This is a genomic window from Euryhalocaulis caribicus, from assembly GCF_000412185.1.
Lineage (GTDB): Bacteria > Pseudomonadota > Alphaproteobacteria > Caulobacterales > Maricaulaceae > Euryhalocaulis > Euryhalocaulis caribicus.
This window is the reverse complement of sequence record NZ_ASJA01000007.1, coordinates 76,251-101,590: the sequence shown is the minus strand read 5'-3', so window position 1 is coordinate 101,590 and position 25,340 is coordinate 76,251. Positions and strand designations below refer to the sequence as shown.

The window sequence follows — 25,340 nt, the reverse complement described above, 5'->3', positions numbered from 1 at the left end:
GAGGCGGTCACGCTGCACTGCGGCAAAGCTTCGTCCGCGGCCTATCCATCCCTCCGACAGCATGGTATCAACCGCGCCAAAGCCGCTCAGGCATCAACAGCTCAAAGAGATTATGCCGTCTGAAACCGTCGTTACCCGGTTCGCGCCCTCGCCCACCGGATTCCTCCATATCGGGGGCGCGCGCACCGCGCTTTTCAACTGGTTGTTCGCGCGTGCGAACAACGGAAAATTCCTGATCCGTATCGAGGACACCGACCGGGCGCGCTCCACCCAGGCGGCGGTGGATGCGATTCACGAAGGCCTCGACTGGCTGGGCCTGTCCCCGGACGAGGACCCCGTCTATCAGTCGAAACAGCAGGATCGTCATACGGAAGCCGCCTATGAATTGCTGGAGCGCGGCGGCGCCTATCGCTGCTATCTGACGCCCGAGGAAGCCGACGCCGAACGCGCCAGAGCGCACGAAGCCGGCCATGCGTTCCGTTCTCCATGGCGCGACCGCAAAGACACTGGCGAAGGGAGCTTCGTCGTCCGGTTCCGCGCCCCTGATGACGGCGAAACGGTCATTCATGACGAAGTGCAGGGCGAGGTCCGGTTCGCGAACAAGACGTTCGACGATCTGGTGCTGCTGCGCGCCGATGGCACGCCCACCTATATGCTGGCCGTCGTCGTCGACGATCATGATATGGGCATCACACATGTCATCCGTGGCGATGATCATCTGGTGAACGCGGCAAGGCAATCGCAAATCTATGATGCGCTGGGCTGGGGCAAGCCGGTTTTTGCCCATGTGCCGCTGATTCACGGCGATGACGGCGCCAAACTGTCCAAGCGCCACGGCGCGCTGGGCGTTGAAGCGTATCGCGATATGGGCATGTTGCCGGAAGGTCTGCGCAATTATCTGCTGCGTCTTGGATGGTCGCACGGCGATCAGGAGATTTTCACCGATGACGAGGTGATCAAGGTCTTCGCGCTGGATGCGATCAACAAGGCCGCGCCGCGTCTGGACCTGGAGAAAATGGCGAGCGTCAACGCGCATCATTTGCGCGACGCCGACGATGCCCGTCTTGCCGATCTGGTTATTGCGCGCCTTGAAAGCGAAGGCGCCGCTAAAAAACCCGCGCAGAAACGCGATCAGCTGATCGCCGCCATGCCCGCATTGAAGCCGCGCGCCAAAACCATCAATGAACTGGCGGACCAGACCGCCTTTCTGTTTGCATCGCGTCCGCTTGAGATCACGGGAAAGATCGCCAAATCTCTGAATGACGATGCAACAGAACGGCTGAACCGTCTAAAAGACGCGCTGGGCGCGCTGGATGACTGGTCGGCGCCGGCGCTCGGCGACGCGTTGAAAGCATTCGCAGAAGAAGAAGGCGTTGGTTTCGGCAAGGTTGGAGCGCCGCTCCGGGCGGTACTGACCGCAGGCGCGCCCGCGCCGGACCTGTCAGATACGCTGGCCGCGCTTGGCCGCGATGAATCCCTGGGCCGGATTTCGGACCAGATATAAGAATTTGAGAGGCTCGCTTCGGGCCGCAGACATCAGAACGAGGACGAATAATGGAAAGCAATATCAAAGAAGGCGGCGAAGCGAAGATCGGCCTGAAGGGCGAAAACGTCACCCTGCCCGTCTATAAAGGCACGCTGGGTCCGGACGTCGTCGATGTGCGCGGCCTGTACAAGAATTCCGGCGCGTTCACGTTCGATCCCGGATTCGCCTCAACCGCCAGCTGTGAATCCAAGATCACCTTCATCGATGGCGATGAAGGCACCCTGCTCTATCGCGGTTATCCGATCGATCAGCTGGCCGAACAGTCCAACTTCCTGGAAGTCTGCTACCTGCTGCTGAATGGCGAGCTGCCCAAGGGCGACGAGCTGGACACGTTCACAGACAGCATCACGCACCACACGATGCTGCACACCCAGTTCGACCAGTTCTTCAATGGTTTCCGCCGCGACGCGCACCCCATGGCGATCATGGTCGGTGCTGTCGGCGCGCTGTCCGCTTTCTATCACGACTCCACGGATATCACGGACCCGCATCAGCGCATGGTGGCGAGCCACCGCATGATCGCGAAAATGCCGACCATCGCGGCGCGCGCCTATAAGTACCACATCGGCCAGCCCTTCATCACGCCCAGCAACGATCTCAGCTATGCCGAAAATTTCCTGCGCATGTGCTTTGCCGTGCCGGCGGAAGATTACGAAGTAAGCCCGACTCTTGTCCGCGCCATGGACCGGATTTTCACGCTGCACGCCGATCACGAGCAGAACGCCTCCACTTCCACGGTGCGTCTGGCCGGTTCCTCCGGCGCCAATCCGTTCGCCTGTATCGCGGCGGGCGTGGCGTGCCTGTGGGGGCCCGCGCATGGCGGCGCCAACGAAGCGGCGCTGAAAATGCTGGCGGAAATCGGCAGCGTCGACCGGATTCCGGAATATATCGACAAGGCCAAGGACAAGAACGATCCGTTCCGTCTGATGGGCTTTGGTCACCGCGTCTACAAGAACTACGATCCGCGCGCCAAGGTGATGCAGAAAACCGCGCACGAAGTTCTGGGCGAGCTGGGCATTAAGGACGATCCGCTTCTCGATATCGCCATGGAGCTGGAGAAGATCGCTCTGGAAGACGAGTATTTCGTCGAGAAGAAGCTCTACCCGAACATCGACTTCTATTCGGGCATCACGCTGAAAGCGATGGGCTTCCCGACTTCCATGTTCACGGTGCTGTTCGCGCTGGCCCGCACGGTCGGCTGGATCGCGCAGTGGCAGGAGATGCTGGAAGATCCGAACCAGCGCATCGGCCGCCCGCGCCAGCTGTATACCGGCGCTACGGAGCGCGACTACACGGCGCTCTCCAGCCGCTAGGCGATCAGTTCCAGAATGATGCGAGCCGCGGTCTCTGACGGCGGCGCGCCATCGCCTTTCATTTCAAGCGCCGTCTGCCGCAGCAGGCGGCGCTTTTCATTGCGCAACGCATCATTGCCCAGAAGCTCCCGGGCCGCAGCGCACAGCGCCTCGCCCGTGCATTCATCCTGAACGAACTCAGGCATCAATTTTTCGTTCGCCGCGATATTCACCAGTGAAATATAGGGCGCCCGCATCAGACGTTTTGCGATGAAATGGGTCACTGGCGAGAGGCGATAGCCAACCACAGCGGGCACGCCCGCCAGCGCCAGCTCTGAAGTCACCGTGCCGGAACAGGCAATGGCCGCGTCCGCGGCGGCGAACGCGTCATAGCGATCATTTTCGCCCACCACTATGGCCCCGCTCAAAGCGTGGCTTTCGGCAAGCCTGGGCTCGAGGAGCGGTCTGATTGAGTCAGCGACCGGGACGATCAGACGCAAGCCCGGCTGTTGCGCGACAAGGCTGGCTGCGGCGGCTTCGAAGGGTTCAAAAAGACGTTCGATCTCCGCGCTCCGGGACCCGAACAGGATCATCAGAACGGGGTCATCGGGCGCAAGGCCATGCGTCACGCGGAACAATGTTCCATCGCCGGAGTCTGAACCCCGCCACAGCGCCGGGTTGCCGACGAAGCTGGTCTTCAGCCCCTCCTCTTCAAACAAGGGCGCGTCGAATGGATGAATGGTTAGAAGATGGTCGACCGCATGCGCCAGCGTGCGCGCGCGGCCGGGACGCGTCGCCCAGACCTGTGGCCCGACATATTTCACGAGCTTTATGTGCGGGGCGCGTTTCCGGACGCGCTGCGCCACACGCAACGTAAACCCCCAGGAATCGATAAGCACGACCGCGTCAGGCGCGGCGCGAACGATATCTTCCGCTGTCTCATCCGCCCGCCGGACAACGCGCGGATAGGCTTTTATGCCTTCGATAAAGCCCAGGACAGACAGATCAGAAATATCGAACAGCGACTCCACGCCCTGTCTCGCCATGCGCGTGCCACCCACCCCGCTCAACGCAATGTCAGCGGCTTGCGCCTGCAGAGCCGCGGCTAGTTCCGCGCCCAGCGCGTCCCCGGACGCCTCTGCGGCGACCAGATAGATATGCGGGCTTCTAGCGCGCATGGTCCGGGGCAACGCCCATGACGAATATGCCTGCGGCGTCCGCGGCGGCGGCAACGGCGGCCTTGTTGATGATCAACGCGCCGCCCGCTTCCACCGCGATGCCGGCCAGTCCGGCCGCCGCCGCGCCCTGAACGGTCTGGACGCCGATCGCCGGGAGATCCACCCGGCGATCCTGAACCGGCTTGGGAGCCTTGGCGAGCACGCCGCGCGGCTGGTCCGCGGATCCGCGCAGGCGTAAAGGCAGACCGGCAACCCGGCGCAGCATGGCGTCCGTGCCTTCCTGCGCTTCAACCGCCAGAACGAGACCAGCGCAAGCTACAGCCGCCTGACCGATATCAAGCGCGCCAATGGCGCGGGCGGCGGCAATCGCTGTCTCAATGTCGATTTTATCCGTCTCGCGAGGCTCTGTTCCTGTCAGCAGGACAGGCTCCGCCAACAGAGTTTCCAGAGCGGACTCGACCGGGACGATCTCGAACCCTTCACGCTCGAATTCAGCGAGGACGGCGCGTAACAGCGCATCATCGCCGCGCGTGGCAGCGGCAATGATGCGCGGCAAGGCACGGGCGCCGCGCCAGTCCGGTTTGAGCGTGGAAAAATCAGGCCGGTCGACATAGCCGGCAAACATGACCCGCGCGACGCCGGCTGATTTCAGGGCCTCAATCACGCCGCCCAACTGACCCAGCGAGAATTCCCCGCCCGGACGGCCCTCCAGCGCCGGATCGGCGAGGCCCTTCAAACGGACAACGTAAATTTCCTCATCCGTCCCGTCAGCTATCGCGACGGGCAACTCTCCCGCGCCGGCGATCAGGCCGAGCATGGCGCTAGTCCCGGTCGGGCAGGCAGAGCGGGCGTTCCGCCTCGCCGCTGATGAAATCGACGATTTCCATGACTTCCGGCCTGTCGGCAAACAGCGATTTGGCGTCCGCGATGCGCTCCTTGAATGTGCCCTCCCGCGCAAACAGCAGGCGGTAGGCCGCGCGCAGGTCGTGAATGGTCTGGCGCGAAAATCCGCGGCGCTTCAGGCCGACAAGGTTGAGGCCCGCCAGACGCGCCGTATTGCCCTGGACCATGCCGAACGGAATGACGTCATTGGTCAGGATGGCGCCGCCCGCGACGAAAGAGTGCCGGCCGATACGGCAATGCTGATGCACGGCGGCCAGCCCGCCCAGCATCACATAATCGCCGATCTGCACATAACCGCCCAATGTGCCGTTATTGGCGAAGGTGACACGGTCGCCGATGATGCAGTCATGGGCGATGTGCGAACCGATCATGTAGTAACCGTCATCGCCGACGCGCGTTTCCCCGCGCCCGACGCCGGTGCCGGGATGCATCGTGACATGCTCCCGGATGATGTTGCGCTGGCCGATGATAAGGCGCGTGTCTTCGCCCTTGTATTTGAAATCCTGCGGCGGAAACCCCAGCGCGCTGAACGGATGAACGACCGTGTCTTCCCCGATTGTCGTGCGGCCGGACACGGTGACATGAGAGATAAGCTGGACGCGCGGCTTGAGCGTGACCCGCGGGCCAACCGTGCAGTAGGGCCCGATAACAACGCCGTCATGCAGCTCGGCCGCAGGGTCCACGATAGCTGTGGGATCAATACGGGGAGCGTTCATCGCGCGCCCTCCACGAACTTTGCGGCGAAACTGGCTTCCGCCGCCTTGTTTTCTCCGACCCAGGCTTCGCCCTGGAATTTGTAGAGGCCATGCCGCGTGTTCAGCAATTTGACCGGCAGCTTCAGCGTGTCGCCCGGCGCGACCGGACGGCGGAACCGCGCGCGCTCCACAGTGGCGAACAATATGACGCCGGAGGCCGGGTCTACATCCAGAGACTTTGCAGCCAGCGCCGCGCCAGTCTGCGCCATGGCTTCAAGGATCAGAACGCCGGGCATGACGGGTTTGCCGGGAAAATGGCCTGGAAAATAAGGCTCGTCAGGCGTGACATTCTTGACCCCGGTCAGGCTTTCGCCCGCCTGAAAATCTTCGGCGTGATCGATCAGGAGAAATGGATCGCGATGGGGTATCCACTTCATCAGTTCATTACGATCGAGATCGGTCACTTATTGCCCTTCTTTCGATTGCCGGACAGGCGCTCCAGCGTCGCCACCTCGCGGAAAAAACTGCGCGCGGGCTTGGCGGGCGACCCAAGCCAGGTCTCGCCCGCCGGAACATCGCGCATCAGCGCGGCGTCTGCGCCAAGGCGGGCATTGTCGCCCACCGAAATATGGTCGCCGACACCGACCCGGCCGCCAAACATCACCCCGTCACCGATGACGCAGCTGCCGGAAACGCCGGCAAAAGCCGCCATCAGGCAGCGCTCGCCGATCCGGACATTATGCGCGATATGGCAGTGATTATCGATTTTGGTGGCGCGGCCTATGACGGTGTCGTCCAGGCGCCCGCGATCTATCGTGCACACCGATCCAACGCGCACATCTTCGCCGATGATGACGCGGCCGATATGCGGAGCCTCCACCAGCCCTTCGGCGCTTTCCACAATGCCAAAACCCGTGCCGCCGATCACCGCATTCGCGCCGATGCTCACATTCGCGCCGACAATCGAAAAGCTGAGCTGGGAGCCGCCGCCGATTTGAGTCCCCTCGCCAATCTCCACGCCCGGCCCGATGACGGCATAGGGCCCGATTTCGACATTCGGTCTGATGGACGCGCCCGGCCCGACCACTACGCCATGAGCCAGTTTTGCGGTCTCATGGATATCCGCGCCGGCGGACACGGGCGAATCGGAAAAGAAGATATCGCGCGGCCGGAAAAGCGCGCCCAGCGCCTTGGAAAAGGCCGCTTCAGGATGGGTAACAATCAGGGCGCTGGCGCCGGATTTCAGGCAAGCGTCCAGCAGGTCTTCCTGAATGAAAACTGCGCCCGCGCCGGTTTCAGGCAATGTACGCGCCGGTTCCGCGCCATAGCAAAAGGCGATGGTTTGTTCGCCGGCGCGCTCAAGAGAGTCCGCGTCAGACAAAACGGCTGGAGCGCGGGATCCACGCTCCAGCCGGGACTGCGTCAAATCCGCGAGTGTCTCAATCGATAACGGTTCGAGGCGTTCATAAAAGCGATCGTCGACCGGCACCGGCTCACCCGCGAAATGTTTTTGTTACTGCTGCTGCGCTTGCGCGGCCTGCTGTTCCGGCAGGCGCACGCGCGTGACGTCCACCGTCGTCAGCTGCGCGTCGAGACGACTGATGACATCAGCGGTCACATCCGTGCTGTTCGCGGAATAGACGACATTGCCCTGATTCAGAACAACCAGAGCGCCGCGTTCTTCCGCAACGCTGGAGATGATCGGCTGAAGCGCTTCGCCGACCGGGCGCAGAGCCTGCGCTTCGGTGGCCTGAAGCTCGCGGATCGCCTTCTGTTGCGCACGCTGGAATTCCTGACCTTGCGTCTGCAGGTCCTGAATACGCTGCATGAGGTCCGGGCGCTGCTGCAGGGACTCAGATGTCAGGGCCTGGGTTTCCGCATTGAGGCGCTGGCCTTCCTGCTCGATCGGGGCGCGCTGCGCGGCCAGTTCCTGATCGATCTGCGCGCCAATCGCCTCGATGCGCGTGGCGATATGTTTGCCAACGGCGGATTCCGTCAGCACGCGTTCACGGTTGAGCGTGAGCACTTGCTGCGCGGAAGCCACGCTGACGAACGTGATGAAGATGGCCGCGGTAAGCGCGGCGATTCTGACGAACATGTCTGTTCCTTCCTAGAATTGGGTACTTGTGCTGAACCGGAAGCTTTCAGTCCGGTCATACTCTTCCTGGGCGAGAACCTCTGAGAAATCGAAGCGGACCGGGCCGAAGGGCGAGCGCCAGAATACGCTGACGCCGACGGAGGCCCTGAAGCCCAGCTCGTCTTCAATGAACGTGTCTTCGCCAAGTCCGGTCAAATTCTTGTCGGCTTCATCGAGAACGCCCAGCACGCCGAATTCGGAGAACAATCCGCCTTCAACGCCGTACTGCTCCGGCAGGCCCAGCGGGAACCGCAACTCCGCGGAGCCGATAGCGTATGCCTTGCCGCCGAGCGCCTGTCCCGAGCGCAACTCGGTCGTGCCATCCTCGTTCATGACTTCCTGAACAACGCGCGGACCGATGCCCGCCACCTTGAAGCCGCGGAAACTGTTCCCGCCTTTGAAGAAACGGTCATTAATCCGAACGGTATCTCCGCCCCATCCCGTGATGTAGCCGGCTTCGCCGCTAAGGCTGGCAACGACCTGCCGCCAGATGCCGCGATAAACCGTGCCCTGCATCTCGGTTCTCAGATACTGAACATCGCCGCCAATTCCGGCGAAATCTTGACTGAGGGACACATCAAACCCGCGCGTCGGGCGAATGGGATCGTTCCGCTTGTCCCAGCGCAGCGTGTAACCGAACAGGGAGGTGAGGCTTTCGCCTTGCGAGGTCAGAACCGAGCTTGTCGCGCCGAAGAAGGCGTCCACATCGTCCTGACGGATAATGTAGCGCAGGCCCAGCGAAGCGTCGCGCGACACCGGGAACCCGACGCGAAGCGCGGCGCCCGTGGACTGGCTTTCAAAGTTCGCTTCGTCCGAGAAGTCCGTCCGGATCGAGAACAGGTCAAAGCCCGCCGCCAAGTTCCGGCCCAGGAAGCGCGGCTCTGTAAACCGGATATCGATGGTCTGACGCCGCGAACTGGCCGAGATACGGAAGCGCAGGAATTGTCCCCGGCCGCGCAGATTACGTTCGCTGACCTGCAGGTCGAACAGGAACGCGTCGACAGAAGAGAAGCCGGCGCCGAAGGACAATTCGCCCGTCGGCTGTTCTGTCACGCCGACCTGAACGATTGTCCGGTCATCCATTGTTCCGGCGGTTTCCTCGATCTCGACTTCTTCAAAGAAGCCGAGCGCGCGAATCCGGTTGCGGGAACGGTCCAGAAGGATGCGGTTGAAGGCGTCGCCTTCCACAAGCTGCATTTCACGCCGGATCACGCGGTCGAGCGTACGCTCATTGCCGACGATCTCGATGCGTTCGATGTAAACGCGCGGGCCTTCGGAGACCTCGAACGTGACATCGACAGTCTGTTCCTCGGTGTTCCGGTTCAGCGTCGGACGAATATCGACAAAAGCATACCCCGAGGTGCCGGCGGCGAAGGTCAGGGAGTCCACCGCGGATTCGATTGCGCTGCCGTCAAACTGGTCGCCGCTATCAATCCCGACAAAGGCGCGCAGACCTTCGGCGGACAGCTGGTCCAGTTCGGTCTCAACGGTGATCTCGCCGAAATCGTAGCGAACGCCCTCTTCCACCGTGAAGGTGATGTAGAAACCCTTCTGGTCGGGCGTCAGCTCGGCCAGCGCCGACACGACTCGGAAATCCGCATAGCCTCGGTCCGCATAATACTGGCGGAGGAGTTCGCGATCATATTCCAGACGGTCGGGATCGTAATTGTCGTTGGACGAGAAGAAGCGCCAGAAACGCGATTCTTCGGTCACCAGAACCCGGCGGAGGCGCCGGTCAGAGAATTCTTCGTTGCCGATGAAGTTGATGCGGCGCACATGCGTCACAGGACCTTCCGAGACCTCGAAAATCAGGTCCACACGGTTCTGCGGCTGCTGGACGATCTTCGGCGTGACCGTGGCGGCGAACCGGCCGGAGCGGCGGTAAAGCTCGATAATCCGCTGCACGTCAGCCTGAACACGGGCGCGCGTAAAGACGGCCCGCGGCTCAACCTCGACCTCGTCAGTCAGCTTTTCGGTGTCGAGCGCGTTATTGCCCTCAAAAATCACGCGGTTGATGATCGGGTTTTCCACCACCTCGACGATCAGGTTGCCGCCTTCGAACGTCATGCTGACATCGGCGAAAAGGCCGGTCGCGAACAGCGTTTTCAGCGACAGGTCAACGCGCGCCGGATCGTAATAATCGCCCGGCTGAAGGGCGAGATAAGAGATAACGGTATTGGGTTCGACCCGTTGATTGCCGCGTACGACGATTCCGTTGATCCGCTGTTGCACGGGCGCGGACTGGTCAACCAGCGCCTCCGTGTCCGGATCCACCTCCATCACGGCGCCGGTCTGGCCGCCCTGGTCAGCTTCCGCTGCGGGTTCTTGCGCCCCGGCGGCGCCAGCCATCAGGCAAAGCGCGAAAGCCAGGGAAATCATGCGTGTCGCACGAGAAAGCATCAGGATGGGCGCTCCCCACAGTTTGACGGCTATCAAGAGAAGAAGCCGCGCAGATAGATCAAATCATTCCACGTGGCAAACAACATCAAACTCGCCACGAGCAGCAAGCCGACCTTGAATCCGAAAGCCTGCGCCCTCTCGCTCAATGGTCTGCCCGCCACGGCTTCGTAGGCGTAGTACAGTAGATGCCCGCCGTCGAGAACCGGGATGGGCACAAGATTAATCAATCCCAGTCCAACCGAGACAACGCCGGCCAGGCTGATGAGCCGCAGAACCAGTATTTGAAGCTTCTGAAGCGGATCCGCCTCTATCGCCAGCGTGTCCACCGCCGTTTTCCCGGAATAGGTCGCGATCCTGATGGGACCGCCCAGCATGTCCGCCGGCTCCTTGCCCCTGATGATGCGTCCCAGATAATCGCCGGTCGTGGCCACAACAGTCCAGGTTTGCCCCGCCCCCATGGCGATTGCGGTCACGGGGCCATGGCGCTCGCGATTCAATTCCATGTTCTGACCAATGCCCAGAACGCCGGTCGACATTTTCCCGCCGATCGGGTCCTCACGCTGGGTCCGGCGCGGGGTCGCGTTCAGCGTAATCGTTTCGCCATCCCGCAACACATCGAAACGAAGCGGATCGCCCGCACGCAGGGCGACGACCTGCGCGACATCGGTGAACGATTCTACCGTGCGTCCATCGATTGCGAGAATTTCGTCATTCGGCAGGAAGCCGGCTTCCTCCGCGGCGGAATCTTCCAGGACGGTCCCGACAATGGCTGGCGTCGTGGCGACGCCGGCGGTCATGATAATTCCGGCGAATATCGCGATTGCGAGCAGGAAATTGGCCACCGGCCCGGCCGCCACGATCGCCGCGCGGCGCCATAATGGCAGGAAATGGAACACGCCTTTCACAGCGTCAGGCCCGCGCTCCCGCGAGACCTTGGCTTTCAGCGTTGCAAGCGCTTCGGCATCCGGCGCGCTGGCCGCGTCCGCATCGCCCAGAAACTTCACGTAACCGCCCAGCGGCAGCGCCGCGACCCGCCAGACCGTATCGTGCTTATCCGTCCAGGCTAAAAGTGTAGGCCCGAAGCCGATGGAGAAGGATTCGATGGTCACCCCGCACCAACGGCCCACCCAGTAGTGTCCAAGCTCATGGATGACCACGACGATGGAAATGACCAGCACAAAGGCCAGCAGGAAGATCGGCGCGGAGAGAATGAAATCGATCATGTGTCCTCGAACTGGTCAGGCCGCGCGGGCGGCGATGATGCCTGAGGCGGCGCTACGGGCGCGCGCGTCAATTTCCAACACGGATTCAAGCGTCATGCCGCTGGCGTTCAAATCCTGCCCCGCTGACAGATTATCCAGAACTCGCTGAACGACAGATGAAATATCCGGGAAGCCTATGCGCCGGTCAAGGAAGCTGGCGACCGCCACCTCGTTCGCCGCATTGAGCGCCGCGGGCGCATGCCCGCCCTGCCGCAGCGCCGCCCGCGCAAGTTCCAGCGCCGGGAAACGCGACGGATCCGGAGACTCGAATGTCAGCGATCCGATTTCCGCGAGATCCAGCGGCGGCGTTACGTCCGCTATTCGCGCCGGCCAGCTCAGCGCATAGGCGATTGGCCCCTTCATGTCGGGCGCGCCCATATGGCTCAAAACGGCGCCGTCGGTGAACTCCACCAGCGCATGGACGATGGATTGCGGATGGACCAGAACGTCCAGCTGGTCATCGCCGATGCCGAAAAGGACACTGGCTTCAATCAGTTCCAGCCCCTTGTTCATCAGGGTCGCGGAATCGATGGTGATTTTCGCGCCCATCTCCCAGGTGGGATGGCGCAAGGCGTCTTCCGGAGCGGCGGCGAGGATTTTCTCTCTGGACCATGTGCGGAACGGACCGCCCGAAGCCGTCAGCGTCACCTTGCGGACCGTATCGGGCTTTCGTCCCTCCAGAAGTTGAAATACGGCGCTGTGTTCTGAATCGACCGGGAGCATTACACCCCCAGACTGTTTCACGGCCCCCGTGAACAGCGCGCCAGCCGACACCAGGCACTCCTTGTTGGCGATGGCCAGACGCGCGCCGCGCCGGGCGGCCGCAAGCGAGGGCTTCAGGCCGGCGGCGCCAACAATCGCGGCGACAACCGCGTCGCCCCGGCCCGCCGCCTCGATAAGCGCAGCCTCCCCGGCCCCGGTTTCAATCGGGAGACCGGACAGAGCCTCGCGAAGTGGCGTTAGAAGGCTTTCATCAGCGATCGCGACGAAATCCGGGCGGAACGCTTTCGCCTGGGCCGCCAGACGCTCCACATTGCAGCCAGCCGCCAGAGCGGCGACGGAATAATCGCCGCCGGCGGCCCTGATCACGTCCAGCGTGCTGACGCCGACCGAGCCTGTGGAGCCGAGAATGGAAACGCTGGTCATGGCAGACCCTGCTGGAACGGTTGGAAAAGATCCGGACGGATCAGCAAAACGCTGGCGAAAACCAGCACGGCGGCAATCAGCGCGTCCACCCTGTCCAACACGCCGCCATGACCGGGAATCAGCGTGCCAGTGTCTTTCACGCCAAAGCGCCGCTTGAGCACGGATTCCAGCAGGTCTCCCCCCACGGCCGCCAGCGCCATCGGGATGGCGACCAGCGCGAAGATCCACGCATCTTCCCGCACGCCCATTATGGACGCCCCCAGCGCCCCTGCAGCCGCGCCTGCGGCCAGCCCCCCGATCAGGCCGCTCCATGTCTTGTTCGGGCTCGCGCGCGGCCAGAGCTTCGGCCCGCCGATCCATGTTCCGGTCAGATAGGCGCAGGTGTCGGCCGACCACACGACCACGAACAGATAGAGGAGGACATAGAATCCGCCTGCAGCGCTGTTGCCCAGCCAGATAATCGCGACACAGGGCAGTCCGACATACGGCACCCCGACCGCGGCGCGCCATATGCCGCCCCGCAGGACCCGCTCGAACGCCATTAGAAACGCGCCGACCAGGATCACCCCGAACACCCAGCGCCATGCGTCGGCGCCAGCCAGGGCGGAAGCGCCGCTGACGATGGCGGCAAACATGGAATAGGCGCGCGGCGGCGCGCCGGGGTCAGACATCTTGACCCACTCATAGCTCATCGCCACGGCGAAAAATGTCACGAAACCGGCCAGCGCCCATCCGCCCTGCCACGCGATCAGCAGCGCGACCGGGGCCAGCACCACTGCGGAGGCAATCCGCAACGGCAACGCCGGATCCCTCCCGCGTCTGGGCGGAAGGGGACTCTCAAGCCGCAGCGTGTGAAAGGCCGCCGAAGCGACGCTCCCTGTTGCAATAGTCTTCCATCGCGGCGCGCAGATGCTCTTCTGCAAAATCCGGCCACAGCACGTCCGCGAAGCAGAATTCGGCGTAGGCCGCCTGCCAGACGAGGAAATTGCTCAGCCGCTGCTCGCCGCTGGTGCGGATGACAAGATCCGGATCAGGCAGGTCCGCGCTATCGAGAAAACGCGCAAAACCACTCTCGTCCATGGTCTCGACATTCAGCTCGCCGCGGGCGGCGGCGTCAGCCATGCGCCGCGCGGCGCGAACAATTTCATCGCGTCCGCCATAATTGAATGCGATAGACAGCACCGGTCCCGTATTGTCCCGGGTTTCGTTTTCCGCCCGCTCGACAATCTCTTTCAGGTCGGCGGAGAGATTTTCCCGGGCGCCGAGAATTCGAATCCGCACATTGCGCGCTTTCAGCGATTCCAGATCACTGTTCACAAAGCGGCGCAACAGGTCGAACAGGGCGTCGACCTCCGCGCGCGGACGGTTCCAGTTTTCGGTCGAAAAGCCGAACAGAGTCAGATATTTGAGGTCAAGTTTTTCGGCGGCTTTAACGGCGCGGCGTACAGCCTCCACGCCCGCCTTGTGACCCGCTGAACGAGGCAAGCCGCGGCTCTGCGCCCACCGCCCATTGCCATCCATGATGATGGCGATGTGGTTCGGCGCCGGCCGTTTCGTTGCTTCGCTCTGACTCAAGGTCCCTCCCCCATGCGGTCCTGTTCAGACCTGCATGATTTCGTCCTGCTTGGCCTTCAGCGCCTCGTCGACTTTCTTGATGTAGGCGTCGGTCGCTTTCTGAACATCGTCAGCATAGGCCTTGTGTTCATCCTCGCTGATCATTCCGTCCTTTTCGAGGCGTTTCAGCGAATCCATCCCATCGCGGCGGACATTGCGAACCGCGACCCGGGCCTGTTCGGCATAGCCGCCGGCGACCTTGGACAGCTCCTGACGGCGTTCCTCGTTCAGCGGCGGAATCGGAATGCGCACATTCTGGCCGTCCACGACCGGGTTCACGCCCAGATTGGAGTTGCGGATCGCCTTTTCCACCGCGCCGACCATGCTCTTGTCCCAGACATTGATCGAAAGCATGCGCGGCTCGGGCACGTTCACGCTGCCGATCTGGCTGAGGGGCGTCTGCGCGCCGTAGGCCTCGACCGTGACATTGTCGAGCAGGCTGGCCGAAGCACGGCCCGTGCGCAGCCCGCCGAATTCATGTTTCAGCGCGCCAAGCGCGCCTTCCATACGGCGATTAATGTCATTTACGTCGAATTCACCGCTCATTTCGAGCCGCCCTCCCCAGGCATGTTCTTGATAATTGTACAGGCGCCCTGCCCGCTCAGGACGCGTGACAGGCAACCGCGGTCCCGGATCGAAAACACCACGATTGGAATGTCGTTTTCGCGCATCAGGCTGACGGCGGAAGCATCCATGACGCGAAGGTCGCGCGACAGAACCTCAAGATAATCCAGTTCGTCAAACCTTACAGCATCCGGACTGGTTTTCGGGTCCGCATCATAAACCCCGTCGACCTGCGTGCCCTTCAGCAAGGCGTCGCATCCCATTTCCGCCGCGCGCAAGGCCGCGGCGGTATCGGTGGTGAAGAACGGGTTGCCGGTGCCGCCCGCAAAGATCACCACGCGGCCCTTTTCCATATGGCGCATGGCGCGGCGGCGAATATAGGGCTCGGCAATGGTGTCCATCGGGATCGCCGACAGAACGCGGGTTTCCAGATCGCGGTTTTCCAGCGCATTCTGCATGCCCAGCGCGTTCATGACCGTCGCCAGCATGCCCATATAATCGGCGGAGGCGCGCTCCATCCCCTTGGCGGCGGCGGACAGACCGCGGAAAATATTCCCGCCGCCGATCACCAGGCACATTTCCACGCCGCGATTGACCGCATCCGCCACTTCAAGCGCAATGCGATCGGCCGTTTCCAGGTCGATGCCGTAGGCCTTGTCGCCCATCAGGGCTTCGCCGGAAATTTTCAGGAGAACGCGTTTGAAACGCGGTTCCCCGCGAGGCGCGTCGGCCTCGCGGGGAATATCGGTATGGTCAGACGAGTCAGTCACAGCGCGCGATACTAGACGAGCCAGCCCGCCCGCCGAAACCGGAAATCAGCCCTTGCCCGCCATCGCGGCCACTTCGCTCGCGAAATCGTCTTCGTTTTTCTCGACGCCTTCGCCAAGACCAAGGCGAATGAAGTCGACAAGCTCGATAGACGCGCCAAGCTCCTTGCCGGTGTTTTCGACCAGCTGGCTGACCGTAACGTCCGGATCCATCACGAAAGGCTGGTTCAGCAGAACCGACTCTTCGTAGAATTTCCGCATGCGGCCCTCGACCATCTTGTCGATGATGCTTTCCGGCTTTCCGGAGTCACGGGCCTGATCGGCCAGCAGGGTGCGTTCGCGCTCGATCACTTCCGGATCCAGCGAGTCGACATCCTTGGCCAGCGGAGCCGCAGCCGCCACGTGCATGGCGATCTTGCGGCCAAGCTCGTTCAGCTTGTCGGTGTCGCCTTCGGATTTCAGGCCGACCAGAACGCCAATCTTGCCGAGATTTTCTGCGGCCGCATTGTGCACGTAACCGGTGACAACGCCCGGAGCGACATCGATCCGCGCCATGCGGCGCAGGGTCATGTTCTCACCGATCTTCGCGATCATGTTGGTCAGGCGGGTTTCAACGTCCTCGCCGGAGTCCAGCGTCGCGCCCTTGAGGGCATCGACGTCACTGGCGTCCGTCGCGGCCGCCGCGATCGCGCGCACGCCGGCCTGGAACTCTTCGTTCCGGGCCACGAAATCGGTCTCGGAGTTTACCTCGACCATGGCGCCGGTCATGCCGCCATCCTTGGCGTCGAACGCCAGGCCGATGAGACCGTCCGTCGCGGCGCGGTCCGCCTTCTTGGCCGCCTTGGACAGGCCTTTCTTGCGCAGCCAGTCGACCGCGGCTTCCATATCGCCGCCGGTTTCGTTCAGCGCAGTCTTGCAGTCCATCATGCCCGCGCCGGTGGATTCGCGCAGTTCCTTGACCTGGCTCGCGGTAATATTCGCCATCACTAGAAGCTCCGTATGGATTTTGTCGTCAAAAGGCCTGAGATCAGGCCTTCTCGGTTTCCTTGCCGTCGCCGGCGGCGTCGGTCTTTGCATCGTCGCCGGACTCTTCAGCCGCAGGCTCAGCTGCTTCTGCCGGAGCTTCGGCGGCGGCTTCCTGTTCTTCCGGCTTGGCTTCTTCCGTCGCCATTTCGTCGCCGGCGTTCTGCAGGGCGCGCTCAACCGGCGCTTCCGCCTCGCCCAGATCCACGCCGGAGGCTTCCTGGCCTTCAGCCATGCCGTCCAGAATGGCGTCGGACATCAGGTCGCAATACAGCGTAATGGCGCGCGCGGCGTCATCATTGCCCGGGATCGGGAAATCAACGCGGTCCGGGTCGCAATTGGTGTCGACGATGGCGATCACCGGAATGCCCAGTTTTTTCGCTTCGTTGATCGCGATCTGCTCCTTGTTCGTGTCGATCACGAACATGAGATCGGGAATGCCGCCCATTTCCTTGATGCCGCCCAGCGAACGCTCCAGCTTGTCGCGCTCACGGTTCAGGACCAGAAGCTCTTTCTTGGTCAGGCCGCTCTGGTCGTCGTTGGAAAGAATGTCTTCCAGTTCGCGCAGACGGGCGATGGAGTGAGAAATGGTCGCCCAGTTCGTCATCGTGCCGCCAAGCCAGCGATGATTGACGAAATACTGCGCGCAGCGGGCCGCGGCTCTGGCGACCGGTTCGGACGCCTGGCGCTTGGTGCCCACAAACAGGACCCGGCCGCCCTTGGCGGCGACGTCACGCGCAGTCACCAGCGCCTGATGCAGCAGCGGGACAGTCTGGGACAGGTCAATGATGTGGATATTCGAGCGATCGCCAAAGATGTAGCGATCCATTTTCGGGTTCCAGCGATGCGTCTGGTGACCAAAATGCGCGCCGGCCTCAAGCAGCTGGCGCATGGAAAATTCCGGCAGAGCCATAATCGTTCTTCCTTTTCTCCGGTTAGGCCTCCGCGGGCTGCACCGCCTCAATACGAGGACGGCACCGGAAAGGGCCAGCGAACGATGTCTCCGTTCGTCAGGCCGAACCCGCGTGCGGTTTTGCGAGGCGGTCTATAAGCGCGCCGCGTTCAAGGCGCAAGCGCGCCGGACCGTTGATTACAGCTCTTCAACACGATCCACGCCAGCCGCCGCCGCTAGGGCGCGCCGCGCGCCGGGATCAGGAAGGATCCGTTCGGACAGTTCGAACTCGCCCTCCTGCCCTTCCGGCAAGGGCATGACGATGCGTATGACGCCCTCGCCTTCCTTTACACGCTGCAGCTGACGAATGCTCTCGCTGATCGCCGTAGAAGCCTTGGGATCGGACAGAAAGACCCGGAATCCTTCCACGCCTTGCGACATCTGCCGGTCAAGCGGTTCGACGGAATCCGCGAAAAACCTGATATCGCCGTCGCGTGAGTCCACGCGCACCCGGACGCTGACCGCCGCGCCTGTCTCCATGTCGTCGCGGGACCGGCGCAGGGTTTCCGGAGGAACCAGAACTTCAAATTCTCCGGTGGGGTCCGACAGGGCCAGAAAGGCGAACCGCTCGCCGGATTTGCTGGAAACCCGCTCCTGCCGCGCCCGGACCATGCCGGCCAGGCGTAGCGCGGACGCGCCCTCGCGCGCCCGCTCGGGGGCCTCGGCGAAAAGCGTCACGGCGCGGGACCGCAGGGAGTCCACCATATCGTCCAGCGGATGGCCGGACAGGTAGAAACCGATCGCTGACAGCTCCTCATCAAGGCGTTCAACCGCGGTCCAGGACGCGCCGGCGGGCAAGGGCGGGCGCACGGAATCCTGCATTTCGCCGCCGAACAGGTTGGATTGGGAACTGGCCCGGTCCTGTTCGCTGGATGCGGCCAGCGCCAGCAGGGTTTCCGCCGCGTGATAGGCCTTCGAGCGATCAGGCTCGAGAGAATCGAATGCGCCGGACCGCGCCAGGTTTTCAAAGGCGCGCTTGTTCACCAGCTTGGGGTCGACCCGCTCTGCAAAGTCGTAGAGGTCCTTGAAGGGGCCATCCGCCTTGCGCGCGGCGACAACATGCTCCATCGCAGCCCGCCCGACATTGCGGATCGCGCCGAGCGCATAATGGATCGCGCCGTCCTCGACGGCGAAATCGGCTTCGGAGCGATTAATGTCCGGCGGCAAAATCTGGACATCGATCCGCCGCGCCTCCTGGAACATCATCGCCAGCTTGTCTGTATTGGCGATATCCAGACTCATCAGGGCGGCGAGGAACTCGACCGGGTAATTGGCTTTCAGATAAGCGGTGCGATAGGCGATGACGGCGTAGGCGGCGGCGTGACTCTTGTTGAAGCCGTACCCGGCAAATTCGGCCACCAGATCAAAGATGTGGCTGGCCTTGGCGTCCGTCAGACCATGCGTGGCCGTTCCCTCGAGGAAACGCGCCTTCTGCTTGTCCATCTCCTCCTTGATCTTCTTGCCCATGGCGCGCCGGAGAAGATCGGCCTCGCCCAGCGAGTAGCCGGAGAGGATCTGGGCAATCTGCATCACCTGTTCCTGGTAGATGATGATGCCGTAAGTCTCTTTCAGCACCGGCTCCAGATCCGGGTGGAGATAATCAATCTCCTCATCGCCGTATTTCCGGGCGACATAGGAATCGATGTTTTTCATCGGACCCGGACGATAAAGCGAAATAAGCGCGATGATGTCTTCGATCGTATCGGGTTTCACCTTGCGCAGCGTGTCGCGCATGCCGGTCGATTCCATCTGGAACACGCCGATGGAATTGCCCGCGCTCAAAAGCTCGAACGTCGCCGGGTCGTCGTCCGGGGCCTTCTCCAGATCGACCGCGATGTCCTGCTCTTCCAGATAGTTGAGCGCGCGGGCAATGACGGTCAGGGTTTTCAGACCCAGGAAGTCGAATTTGACGAGCCCCGCCGGCTCGACCCATTTCATGTTGAACTGGGTTGCGGGAATATCGGAGCGCGGGTCGCGGTAAAGCGGCACCATCTCGGTCAACGGCCGGTCGCCGATCACGACGCCGGCGGCATGGGTCGAGGCGTTCCGGAACAGGCCCTCAAGTTTCAGGGCCATGCTGATGAGGGTGTCGACGTCCGACTCCTCTTTCCGCCAGGCCTGAATACGGTCCTCGGTCTGGACCGCTTCAGCCAGCGTCACCGGGTTGGCGGGATTGCTGGGCACCAGCTTGGCGAGGCGGTCGACCTGCCCATAGGGCAGCTGCATCACCCGGCCGACATCGCGCAGAACGGCCCGGGCCTGAAGCGTGCCGAACGTGATGATCTGGGCGACGCGGTCATCGCCATATTTCTTCTGGACATAATCAATGACGTGACCCCGCCGCTCCTGACAGAAGTCGATGTCAAAGTCTGGCATCGAGACGCGTTCCGGGTTCAGAAATCGCTCGAAGATCAGCCCATAACGAATTGGGTCAAGGTCGGTAATCGTCAATGACCAGGCGACAAGAGACCCGGCCCCCGAGCCCCGGCCCGGCCCGACCGGCACGTCATGCGCCTTGGCCCATTTGATGAAATCCGAAACGATCAGGAAATAGCCGGGAAAGCCCATCCCCTCGATCACGCCGAGTTCGTATTCCAGCCGCTTTTCGTAATCCTCGACCGGCGCCGCGGCCTCCAGCTTCGCCAGCCGCGCCTTCAGGCCGTCGCGCGCCTGAACGGCGAGCTCTTCGCTCTCCGTGCGGCCTTCGCCGGTATTGAAACTTGGAAGGATGGGCGCGCTGGTGCGCGGACGGAAAGCGCAGCGGCGCGCGATCTCGATCGTGCTGTCCAGCGCCTCGGGAAGATCGGCGAAACGCTCCCGCATTTCCTGACTGGTCTTGAAATCATGATCACGCGTCACCTTCCGGCGATCGCGTGAATCCAGATAGGCGCCGTCCGCGATGCAGAGCAGCGCGTCATGCGCTTCATGCATGGCCGGGTCGGGGAAATAGGCTTCATTGGTGGCGACAACAGGCAGCTTGTGGGCGTAGGCCTCGTTCAGAAGGAACACCTCGGCCTGTTTTTCACGATCAACGTCGTGTCGCTGCAACTCGATATAGAAACGGTCCGGGAATGCGGCGGACAGGCGGTTGATCAGCTTGACCGCTTCATCCTGCGCGCCGCCGCAATAAAGCCGGTTGACCGGGCCGTCCGGGCCGCCGCTGAGCGCGATCAGTCCCTCTGAATGCGCCTCCAGATCGGAAAAGGCGACATGAGCCTGTTCATCGCTCTGCACCTCAAGAAACGCCTTGCTCGAGAGCTTCAACAGGTTTTTGTAGCCCGCATCGTCCTGCGCAAGCAGCGCAATTGTCCCGACCGGTTCGCGCCGCGTCTCGCCCAGCGGGCGCTCATCATGGGCCACCGCGAGCGAACAGCCGACAATGGGCTGAACCCCGGCCTTCGACAGCTTCTCCGAAAACTCCAGCGCGCCGAACAGATTGTTCGTGTCGGTCAGCGCCACGGCCGGCATCTGCCGTTCCCGGCACAGCTCGGCCAGCTGGTCTATCCGGATCGCGCCCTCAAGCAGGGAATAGGCGGACCGGACGCGCAGATGAATGAAGGGCGGAGTTGAAGACATGGATCGCCACGCGACTCGCGGAAGGGCTATGGATCAGCCTAGCCCCGGCTAGCCGCCCAGAACCAGACTCCAGGCTGTAACCATCCACAGCAGACCGGCGGTGACGGAAAGGGCGGCGGCGTCTTTGAGAAGATTCTTGTGCATGTCATCCTCCAATTGAGTTCGTGTTTTGTTCTTATTCCGAGAATGAGAACATTTCAAGAACTTTTTATCGGGAGGGTTCGATCAGGCCGTGTTCCAGCGTCAAAACGCGGTCCGTCGCGGCGGCCAGGTCATGATTGTGCGTGGCGATCAGGGCCGCGAGATTTCGCTCACGCGCCAGCCGCGTCAGCGCCGTGAACACGCCGTCGGAGGTTTCAGGGTCCAGATTGCCGGTTGGCTCATCCGCCAGAAGGATATCGGGATCATTCACCAGCGCCCGGGCTATGGCCACGCGCTGGCGCTCACCTCCGGAAAGCTGCGCCGGCTGGTGAGTGAGGCGCTCGCCAAGCCCAAGCTCGACCAGCAGGGCCTCCGCCTCTTCCCGCGCTGCGCGGCGCCCCTTCCCCGTGATCATCTGGGGTATGGCGACATTATCCAGCGCCGAGAATTCCGGCAGCAGGTGATGGAACTGATAAACGAAGCCCACGGAATCCCGGCGAAGGCGCGTGCGCTGCCGGTCGGAAAGCGCCAGGGCGTCTTCGCCCTTGATCCAGACGCTGCCCGCATTGGGACGCTCGAGAAGACCTATGGCGTGCAGCAGGGATGACTTGCCGCAGCCTGACGGACCGACCAGCCCGACAATTTCCCCGGCCGCGATGTCGATATCCGCGCCCTTCAGGACATGCAGAACCTGATCGCCCGTCTGATAATTGCGCTCTATCCCGCGCACCGAAAGCGTGGAAGACCGGTCACTCATAGCGCAGCGCCTCCACCGGATCGACGCGGGCGGCGAACCAGGCCGGGATCAGGGTCACGACCACGGAAACCAGGAAACCCCAGAAGGCGACAAAGCCGACCTCGGCATAATCAATCCGCGCCGGAAGGTGATCCAGGCCATAAACTTCAGCGTCAAAGAGATTGGTTTGAAAGACAAATTCAAGGAAGCCCTGAATCGGGCCTATGAATTCGCAGAACAGGACGCCAAGAATCAGACCGGTCAGCGTGCCCAGCGCGCCAAGGGATGCGCCGGACATCAGGAAAACCCGCATGATCGCGGCCCGCGGCGCGCCCACAGTGCGAAGGATAGCGATATCTCCCGCCTTGTTCCGGACCATCATGGTGAAGCCGGATATGATGTTCAGCGCGGCGATCAGCACGACCAGCATCAGGATCAACCGCATGGCCATGCGTTCCACCTGGAGGGCGTTGAACAGGCTTCTGTTCCGGTCCCGCCAGTCGAAAACGAAATATCCCGGCGACAGCGCCGCGCGCACCGCCTGAACGCCCGCGTCAATTTCATCGGGGTTATTGAGCCGCACCTCGACCTGATCAACCTGACCCCCCTTGCCGAGGAAAAGCTGCGCCTGGTCCAGCGGCATATAGACGAGCACGCCATCCAGCTCTGTCAGGCCGATCTCTATGTAATCGCCAATCAGATAGGATTTACGCCGCACGGAGGTCCCGAATGGCGTTTGCGCGCCCTGCGGGGAAATTATGGTGATGGCGTCGCCTATTGAAAGGCCAAGCTGTTCGGCCAGACGCTTGCCCGTATAGACCACCTCCCCGCCGTTCCGGCCCTCGCCGAATTCGGGGCTACCGCCATTATTCAACTTCTCGACCAGGAACGGGGTTTCCGCCATATCCTGCGGCGTTACACCCCGGATCACCACCGGCGCAACGGCGCCCTGAGTGGAGGCCAGCGCCTGTCCGGCGACCATGGGATAGACCGTTTCGACCGGGCCAAGCTCTGTCAGGCGGCCTTGCAGCTTCGCCGCCTCCTCCAGACTCATGTTCGGGGCCTGTACATAGACATGCCCGTCAACGCCCAGCAGGCGGCTGACCAGTTCGTAGCGAAAGCCGTTCATGATCGACATGACAGCGATCAGCGCCGCCACGGCCAGCGCCACCCCGACAAAGGCGATGATCGACATCAGGGCCACGCCGCCATCCTTGCGCGTAGCAAACAACAGGCGTCCGGCAATCAGTCGCTCATAGAGCGAAAAAGGCGCCGCGCCGCGCGAGGTCTTGCCGTTGCGGCTCAAACCGCGCCCTCCAGAAGCCGGGATATGGCCGCTTCGGGCGCCAGCTCTTCACGCTCCCCGGTGGCGCGGCGCTTCAGCTCCACCACGCCGTTCTGAAGGCCGCGCGGCCCGATCACGACCTGCCAGGGCAGGCCGATCAGATCCATGCGCGCGAACTTCGCGCCCGGCCGCTCTTCGGAATCGTCGACCAGCGGCTCACGTCCGGCCAGTGTCATGGCCTCTTCAAACTGAGCCGTCACGCGGTCGGCGTCCGGATCGCCGGGCTTGAGATTGATAATGCCGGCCTGAAACGGCGCGACGCTTTCCGGCCAGATAATCCCGGCTTCGTCATGGCTCGCTTCGATGATCGCCCCGACCAGACGCGAAACGCCAACCCCGTAGGAGCCCATGTGCAACAGGCGGTCCTGGCCATCCGGGCCGGACACCTTGGCGCGCATGGGTTCGGAATATTTCGTCCCGAAATAGAAGATGTGGCCAACTTCGATCCCGCGCGCCTCGCGCTGGCGATCCTGCGGCAGGGCCGCGAAAGCATTGGCGTTGTGCATTTCGTCCGTCGCGGCGTAGAGCGCCGTGCGCTCGTCCACCATCGCCTGCAATCCTGCGACATCGTCGAAATCGATGTCAGCTCCGGGCGCGTTCATGTCCAGAATTCCGGCATCGCAATAAACCTGCGACTCGCCCGTATCGGCCAGGATAATAAATTCATGGCTGAGGTCGCCGCCGATCGGCCCCGTATCGGCGCGCATCGGGATTGCTTTCAGCCCCATGCGCTCGAACGTGTTGAGATAGGCCGCGAACATGCGGTTATAGGAATGGCGCGCCCCGGCCTCGTCGATATCGAAGGAATAGGTGTCCTTCATCAGGAACTCGCGGCCGCGCATCACGCCAAAGCGCGGGCGGACCTCGTCCCGGAACTTCCACTGGATGTGGTAGAGCAGCTTCGGGAGATCCTTGTAGGACCGCAGGCAGGCCCGGGCGATCTCGGTGATCATTTCCTCGTTGGTAGGACCGTAGAGCAGGTCCCGCTCCTTGCGGTCCTGAATGCGCAGCATTTCCGCGCCATAGTCGTCATACCGACCGCTTTCGCGCCACAGATCGGCCGACTGGATGGTCGGCATCAACAGCTCCACCGCCCCGGCGCGATGCTGCTCCTCGCGCACGATCCGCTCGATATTTTTCAGAACGGCAAGGCCCAGCGGAAGCCAGGAATAGATGCCGGACGCCGACTGGCGGATCATGCCCGCGCGCAGCATCAGCCGGTGCGAGGCGATCTCCGCCTCGGCCGGGGTTTCCTTCAGAACAGGCAGAAAATAACGGGAAAGACGCATGTTTTTTGAATCGCGGAGGCCGGAAATGAACGGTTCGCGTTGATAGACCGCCCGGTTGGGCGGCGCAACGCGCGAACGCCGATCAGACTTCCGGGATGTCGAACGGAGCCGGAAGGCTTTCCAGCGTAACCGCGCCAGAGGTGATGACCAGGGCGACAACAACCCAGATAGCCGCGGCAATCCCCGTGGTGATCAGGGCCTTCTTGCCCAGTTGCGGGTTTTGAGGTGCGCCCGGCTCCGTGCCTTCAGGGCCGCCATCGCCTTCCCACTGGCCTTTCACGCCGAACGGCAGGACGGCGAAGATCACGACCCACCAGATAATGACGAAAGTGACGATGCCCGTGACAATGCCCATCAGTGACCGGGCTCCGCCATCAGTTCAATCAGAACGCCGTTGAAATCACGTGGATGCACGAAGATCACCGGAACGCCGTGGGCGCCGATACGCGGTTCGCCCGTGCCCAGCACCTGCGCGCCTTTTTCCACCATGTCGTCGCGCGCCTTCACGATGTCGGGCACCTCGAAACAGACATGATGCTGGCCGCCTTTGGGGTTCTTTTCGAGAAATTTCGTGATCGGGGAATTATCGCCCAGAGGCTCGATCAGTTCGATCTCGCTATTATCCAGCCTGATGAAGGCGGCGCAGACCCCCTGCTCCGGCAGTTCGATCTTGTCCGTGGCTTCGCTGGCGCCCAGCATGTCGCGATAGGTCTTCGCCGCCTCGTCGATAGACGGAACGGCGATGCCGATATGGTTCAGCCGGCCAATTTTCAC

Annotated in this window: 23 protein-coding genes; 2 read left to right on the top strand and 21 right to left on the bottom strand. The window is 62.4% G+C overall.

Features of this window, described 5'->3' with window-relative positions; all coding sequences use genetic code 11:
- Positions 1 to 112 precede the first annotated feature (112 nt).
- Positions 113 to 1,504 (top strand): glutamate--tRNA ligase, encoded by a 1,392-nt coding sequence (gltX, locus tag L338_RS07625; protein WP_022697778.1) that lies wholly within the window; start codon positions 113 to 115, stop codon positions 1,502 to 1,504.
- A gap of 50 nt (positions 1,505 to 1,554) precedes the next feature.
- Positions 1,555 to 2,859 (top strand): citrate synthase, encoded by a 1,305-nt coding sequence (gltA, locus tag L338_RS07620; protein WP_022697777.1) that lies wholly within the window; start codon positions 1,555 to 1,557, stop codon positions 2,857 to 2,859.
- Here the strand turns inward: gltA and lpxB are convergent.
- The 21 genes from lpxB to mce form a co-directional block, all read right to left on the bottom strand.
- Positions 2,856 to 4,016: a lipid-A-disaccharide synthase gene (gene lpxB, locus L338_RS07615; protein WP_022697776.1), complete on the bottom strand. Its 1,161-nt coding sequence runs from the start codon at positions 4,014 to 4,016 to the stop codon at positions 2,856 to 2,858. The two genes, gltA and lpxB, sit on opposite strands and share 4 nt — an antisense overlap.
- Positions 4,006 to 4,833, bottom strand: coding sequence for an LpxI family protein (locus L338_RS07610; RefSeq protein WP_022697775.1), 828 nt, complete (start codon positions 4,831 to 4,833; stop codon positions 4,006 to 4,008). The genes lpxB and L338_RS07610 overlap by 11 nt, the downstream gene beginning before the upstream one ends.
- 4 nt (positions 4,834 to 4,837) lie before the next feature.
- Positions 4,838 to 5,635: an acyl-ACP--UDP-N-acetylglucosamine O-acyltransferase gene (gene lpxA, locus L338_RS07605; RefSeq protein ID WP_022697774.1), complete on the bottom strand. Its 798-nt coding sequence runs from the start codon at positions 5,633 to 5,635 to the stop codon at positions 4,838 to 4,840.
- Complete coding sequence (fabZ, locus tag L338_RS07600) at positions 5,632 to 6,051, bottom strand: 3-hydroxyacyl-ACP dehydratase FabZ (protein WP_051122736.1); 420 nt, start codon at positions 6,049 to 6,051, stop codon at positions 5,632 to 5,634. The genes lpxA and fabZ overlap by 4 nt, the downstream gene beginning before the upstream one ends.
- A gap of 23 nt (positions 6,052 to 6,074) precedes the next feature.
- Positions 6,075 to 7,103 (bottom strand): UDP-3-O-(3-hydroxymyristoyl)glucosamine N-acyltransferase, encoded by a 1,029-nt coding sequence (lpxD, locus tag L338_RS07595; RefSeq protein WP_022697772.1) that lies wholly within the window; start codon positions 7,101 to 7,103, stop codon positions 6,075 to 6,077.
- A 24-nt stretch (positions 7,104 to 7,127) separates the two neighbouring features.
- On the bottom strand, positions 7,128 to 7,712 hold the full coding sequence (locus L338_RS07590) for an OmpH/Skp family outer membrane protein (RefSeq protein ID WP_022697771.1): 585 nt from the start codon (positions 7,710 to 7,712) through the stop codon (positions 7,128 to 7,130).
- 12 nt (positions 7,713 to 7,724) lie between these two features.
- Positions 7,725 to 10,130 carry an outer membrane protein assembly factor BamA gene (gene bamA / locus L338_RS07585; protein WP_022697770.1) on the bottom strand — a complete coding sequence of 802 codons (2,406 nt, stop codon included), beginning with the start codon at positions 10,128 to 10,130 and terminating at the stop codon, positions 7,725 to 7,727.
- A gap of 53 nt (positions 10,131 to 10,183) precedes the next feature.
- Positions 10,184 to 11,374 (bottom strand): M50 family metallopeptidase, encoded by a 1,191-nt coding sequence (locus L338_RS07580; RefSeq protein WP_022697769.1) that lies wholly within the window; start codon positions 11,372 to 11,374, stop codon positions 10,184 to 10,186.
- Positions 11,375 to 11,389: 15 nt separating this feature from the next.
- A complete protein-coding gene (locus L338_RS07575; RefSeq protein ID WP_022697768.1) occupies positions 11,390 to 12,559 on the bottom strand; it encodes a 1-deoxy-D-xylulose-5-phosphate reductoisomerase in 1,170 nt (389 codons plus the stop codon).
- The gene (locus L338_RS07570; RefSeq protein WP_051122728.1) at positions 12,556 to 13,359 is read right to left on the bottom strand and encodes a phosphatidate cytidylyltransferase; all 804 of its coding nucleotides are present in this window, start codon (positions 13,357 to 13,359) and stop codon (positions 12,556 to 12,558) included. Before L338_RS07570 ends, L338_RS07575 begins: the two co-directional genes overlap by 4 nt.
- 37 nt (positions 13,360 to 13,396) lie before the next feature.
- Positions 13,397 to 14,134, bottom strand: coding sequence for an isoprenyl transferase (locus L338_RS07565; RefSeq protein ID WP_022697766.1), 738 nt, complete (start codon positions 14,132 to 14,134; stop codon positions 13,397 to 13,399).
- A 24-nt stretch (positions 14,135 to 14,158) separates the two neighbouring features.
- Entirely contained in the window at positions 14,159 to 14,719 is a 561-nt protein-coding gene (gene frr / locus L338_RS07560; protein ID WP_022697765.1) for a ribosome recycling factor, read from the bottom strand.
- The gene (gene pyrH, locus L338_RS07555) at positions 14,716 to 15,507 is read right to left on the bottom strand and encodes a UMP kinase (RefSeq protein ID WP_022697764.1); all 792 of its coding nucleotides are present in this window, start codon (positions 15,505 to 15,507) and stop codon (positions 14,716 to 14,718) included. Before pyrH ends, frr begins: the two co-directional genes overlap by 4 nt.
- A gap of 45 nt (positions 15,508 to 15,552) precedes the next feature.
- The gene (tsf, locus tag L338_RS07550) at positions 15,553 to 16,488 is read right to left on the bottom strand and encodes a translation elongation factor Ts (protein WP_022697763.1); all 936 of its coding nucleotides are present in this window, start codon (positions 16,486 to 16,488) and stop codon (positions 15,553 to 15,555) included.
- Between the two features lie 43 nt (positions 16,489 to 16,531).
- Positions 16,532 to 17,440: a 30S ribosomal protein S2 gene (rpsB, locus tag L338_RS07545; RefSeq protein ID WP_022697762.1), complete on the bottom strand. Its 909-nt coding sequence runs from the start codon at positions 17,438 to 17,440 to the stop codon at positions 16,532 to 16,534.
- 177 nt (positions 17,441 to 17,617) lie between these two features.
- Positions 17,618 to 21,055: a DNA polymerase III subunit alpha gene (gene dnaE, locus L338_RS07540; protein ID WP_022697761.1), complete on the bottom strand. Its 3,438-nt coding sequence runs from the start codon at positions 21,053 to 21,055 to the stop codon at positions 17,618 to 17,620.
- 208 nt (positions 21,056 to 21,263) lie between these two features.
- The gene (locus tag L338_RS07535; protein ID WP_022697759.1) at positions 21,264 to 21,953 is read right to left on the bottom strand and encodes an ABC transporter ATP-binding protein; all 690 of its coding nucleotides are present in this window, start codon (positions 21,951 to 21,953) and stop codon (positions 21,264 to 21,266) included.
- Positions 21,946 to 23,238 (bottom strand): lipoprotein-releasing ABC transporter permease subunit, encoded by a 1,293-nt coding sequence (locus L338_RS07530; RefSeq protein ID WP_022697758.1) that lies wholly within the window; start codon positions 23,236 to 23,238, stop codon positions 21,946 to 21,948. The genes L338_RS07535 and L338_RS07530 overlap by 8 nt, the downstream gene beginning before the upstream one ends.
- Complete coding sequence (gene proS, locus L338_RS07525; protein WP_022697757.1) at positions 23,235 to 24,566, bottom strand: proline--tRNA ligase; 1,332 nt, start codon at positions 24,564 to 24,566, stop codon at positions 23,235 to 23,237. The genes L338_RS07530 and proS overlap by 4 nt, the downstream gene beginning before the upstream one ends.
- Before the next feature lie 82 nt (positions 24,567 to 24,648).
- Positions 24,649 to 24,921: a DUF1467 family protein gene (locus tag L338_RS07520; protein ID WP_022697756.1), complete on the bottom strand. Its 273-nt coding sequence runs from the start codon at positions 24,919 to 24,921 to the stop codon at positions 24,649 to 24,651.
- Complete coding sequence (gene mce, locus L338_RS07515) at positions 24,921 to 25,340, bottom strand: methylmalonyl-CoA epimerase (RefSeq protein ID WP_022697755.1); 420 nt, start codon at positions 25,338 to 25,340, stop codon at positions 24,921 to 24,923. The genes L338_RS07520 and mce overlap by 1 nt, the downstream gene beginning before the upstream one ends.

What these genes read in the sequence shown, in the direction of transcription:
- lpxB (WP_022697776.1), bottom strand. Translation starts at nt 4,016, where the DNA reads ATGCGCGCTAGAAGCCCGCATATCTATCTGGTCGCCGCAGAGGCGTCC.
- L338_RS07575 (WP_022697768.1), bottom strand. Translation starts at nt 12,559, where the DNA reads ATGACCAGCGTTTCCATTCTCGGCTCCACAGGCTCGGTCGGCGTCAGC.
- L338_RS07520 (WP_022697756.1), bottom strand. Translation starts at nt 24,921, where the DNA reads ATGGGCATTGTCACGGGCATCGTCACTTTCGTCATTATCTGGTGGGTC.
- bamA (WP_022697770.1), bottom strand. Translation starts at nt 10,130, where the DNA reads ATGATTTCCCTGGCTTTCGCGCTTTGCCTGATGGCTGGCGCCGCCGGG.
- dnaE (WP_022697761.1), bottom strand. Translation starts at nt 21,055, where the DNA reads ATGTCTTCAACTCCGCCCTTCATTCATCTGCGCGTCCGGTCCGCCTAT.
- L338_RS07580 (WP_022697769.1), bottom strand. Translation starts at nt 11,374, where the DNA reads ATGATCGATTTCATTCTCTCCGCGCCGATCTTCCTGCTGGCCTTTGTG.
- L338_RS07610 (WP_022697775.1), bottom strand. Translation starts at nt 4,833, where the DNA reads ATGCTCGGCCTGATCGCCGGCGCGGGAGAGTTGCCCGTCGCGATAGCT.
- fabZ (WP_051122736.1), bottom strand. Translation starts at nt 6,051, where the DNA reads ATGAAGTGGATACCCCATCGCGATCCATTTCTCCTGATCGATCACGCC.
- frr (WP_022697765.1), bottom strand. Translation starts at nt 14,719, where the DNA reads ATGAGCGGTGAATTCGACGTAAATGACATTAATCGCCGTATGGAAGGC.
- lpxA (WP_022697774.1), bottom strand. Translation starts at nt 5,635, where the DNA reads ATGAACGCTCCCCGTATTGATCCCACAGCTATCGTGGACCCTGCGGCC.
- tsf (WP_022697763.1), bottom strand. Translation starts at nt 16,488, where the DNA reads ATGGCGAATATTACCGCGAGCCAGGTCAAGGAACTGCGCGAATCCACC.
- gltX (WP_022697778.1), top strand. Translation starts at nt 113, where the DNA reads ATGCCGTCTGAAACCGTCGTTACCCGGTTCGCGCCCTCGCCCACCGGA.
- proS (WP_022697757.1), bottom strand. Translation starts at nt 24,566, where the DNA reads ATGCGTCTTTCCCGTTATTTTCTGCCTGTTCTGAAGGAAACCCCGGCC.
- L338_RS07535 (WP_022697759.1), bottom strand. Translation starts at nt 21,953, where the DNA reads ATGAGTGACCGGTCTTCCACGCTTTCGGTGCGCGGGATAGAGCGCAAT.
- rpsB (WP_022697762.1), bottom strand. Translation starts at nt 17,440, where the DNA reads ATGGCTCTGCCGGAATTTTCCATGCGCCAGCTGCTTGAGGCCGGCGCG.
- gltA (WP_022697777.1), top strand. Translation starts at nt 1,555, where the DNA reads ATGGAAAGCAATATCAAAGAAGGCGGCGAAGCGAAGATCGGCCTGAAG.
- L338_RS07590 (WP_022697771.1), bottom strand. Translation starts at nt 7,712, where the DNA reads ATGTTCGTCAGAATCGCCGCGCTTACCGCGGCCATCTTCATCACGTTC.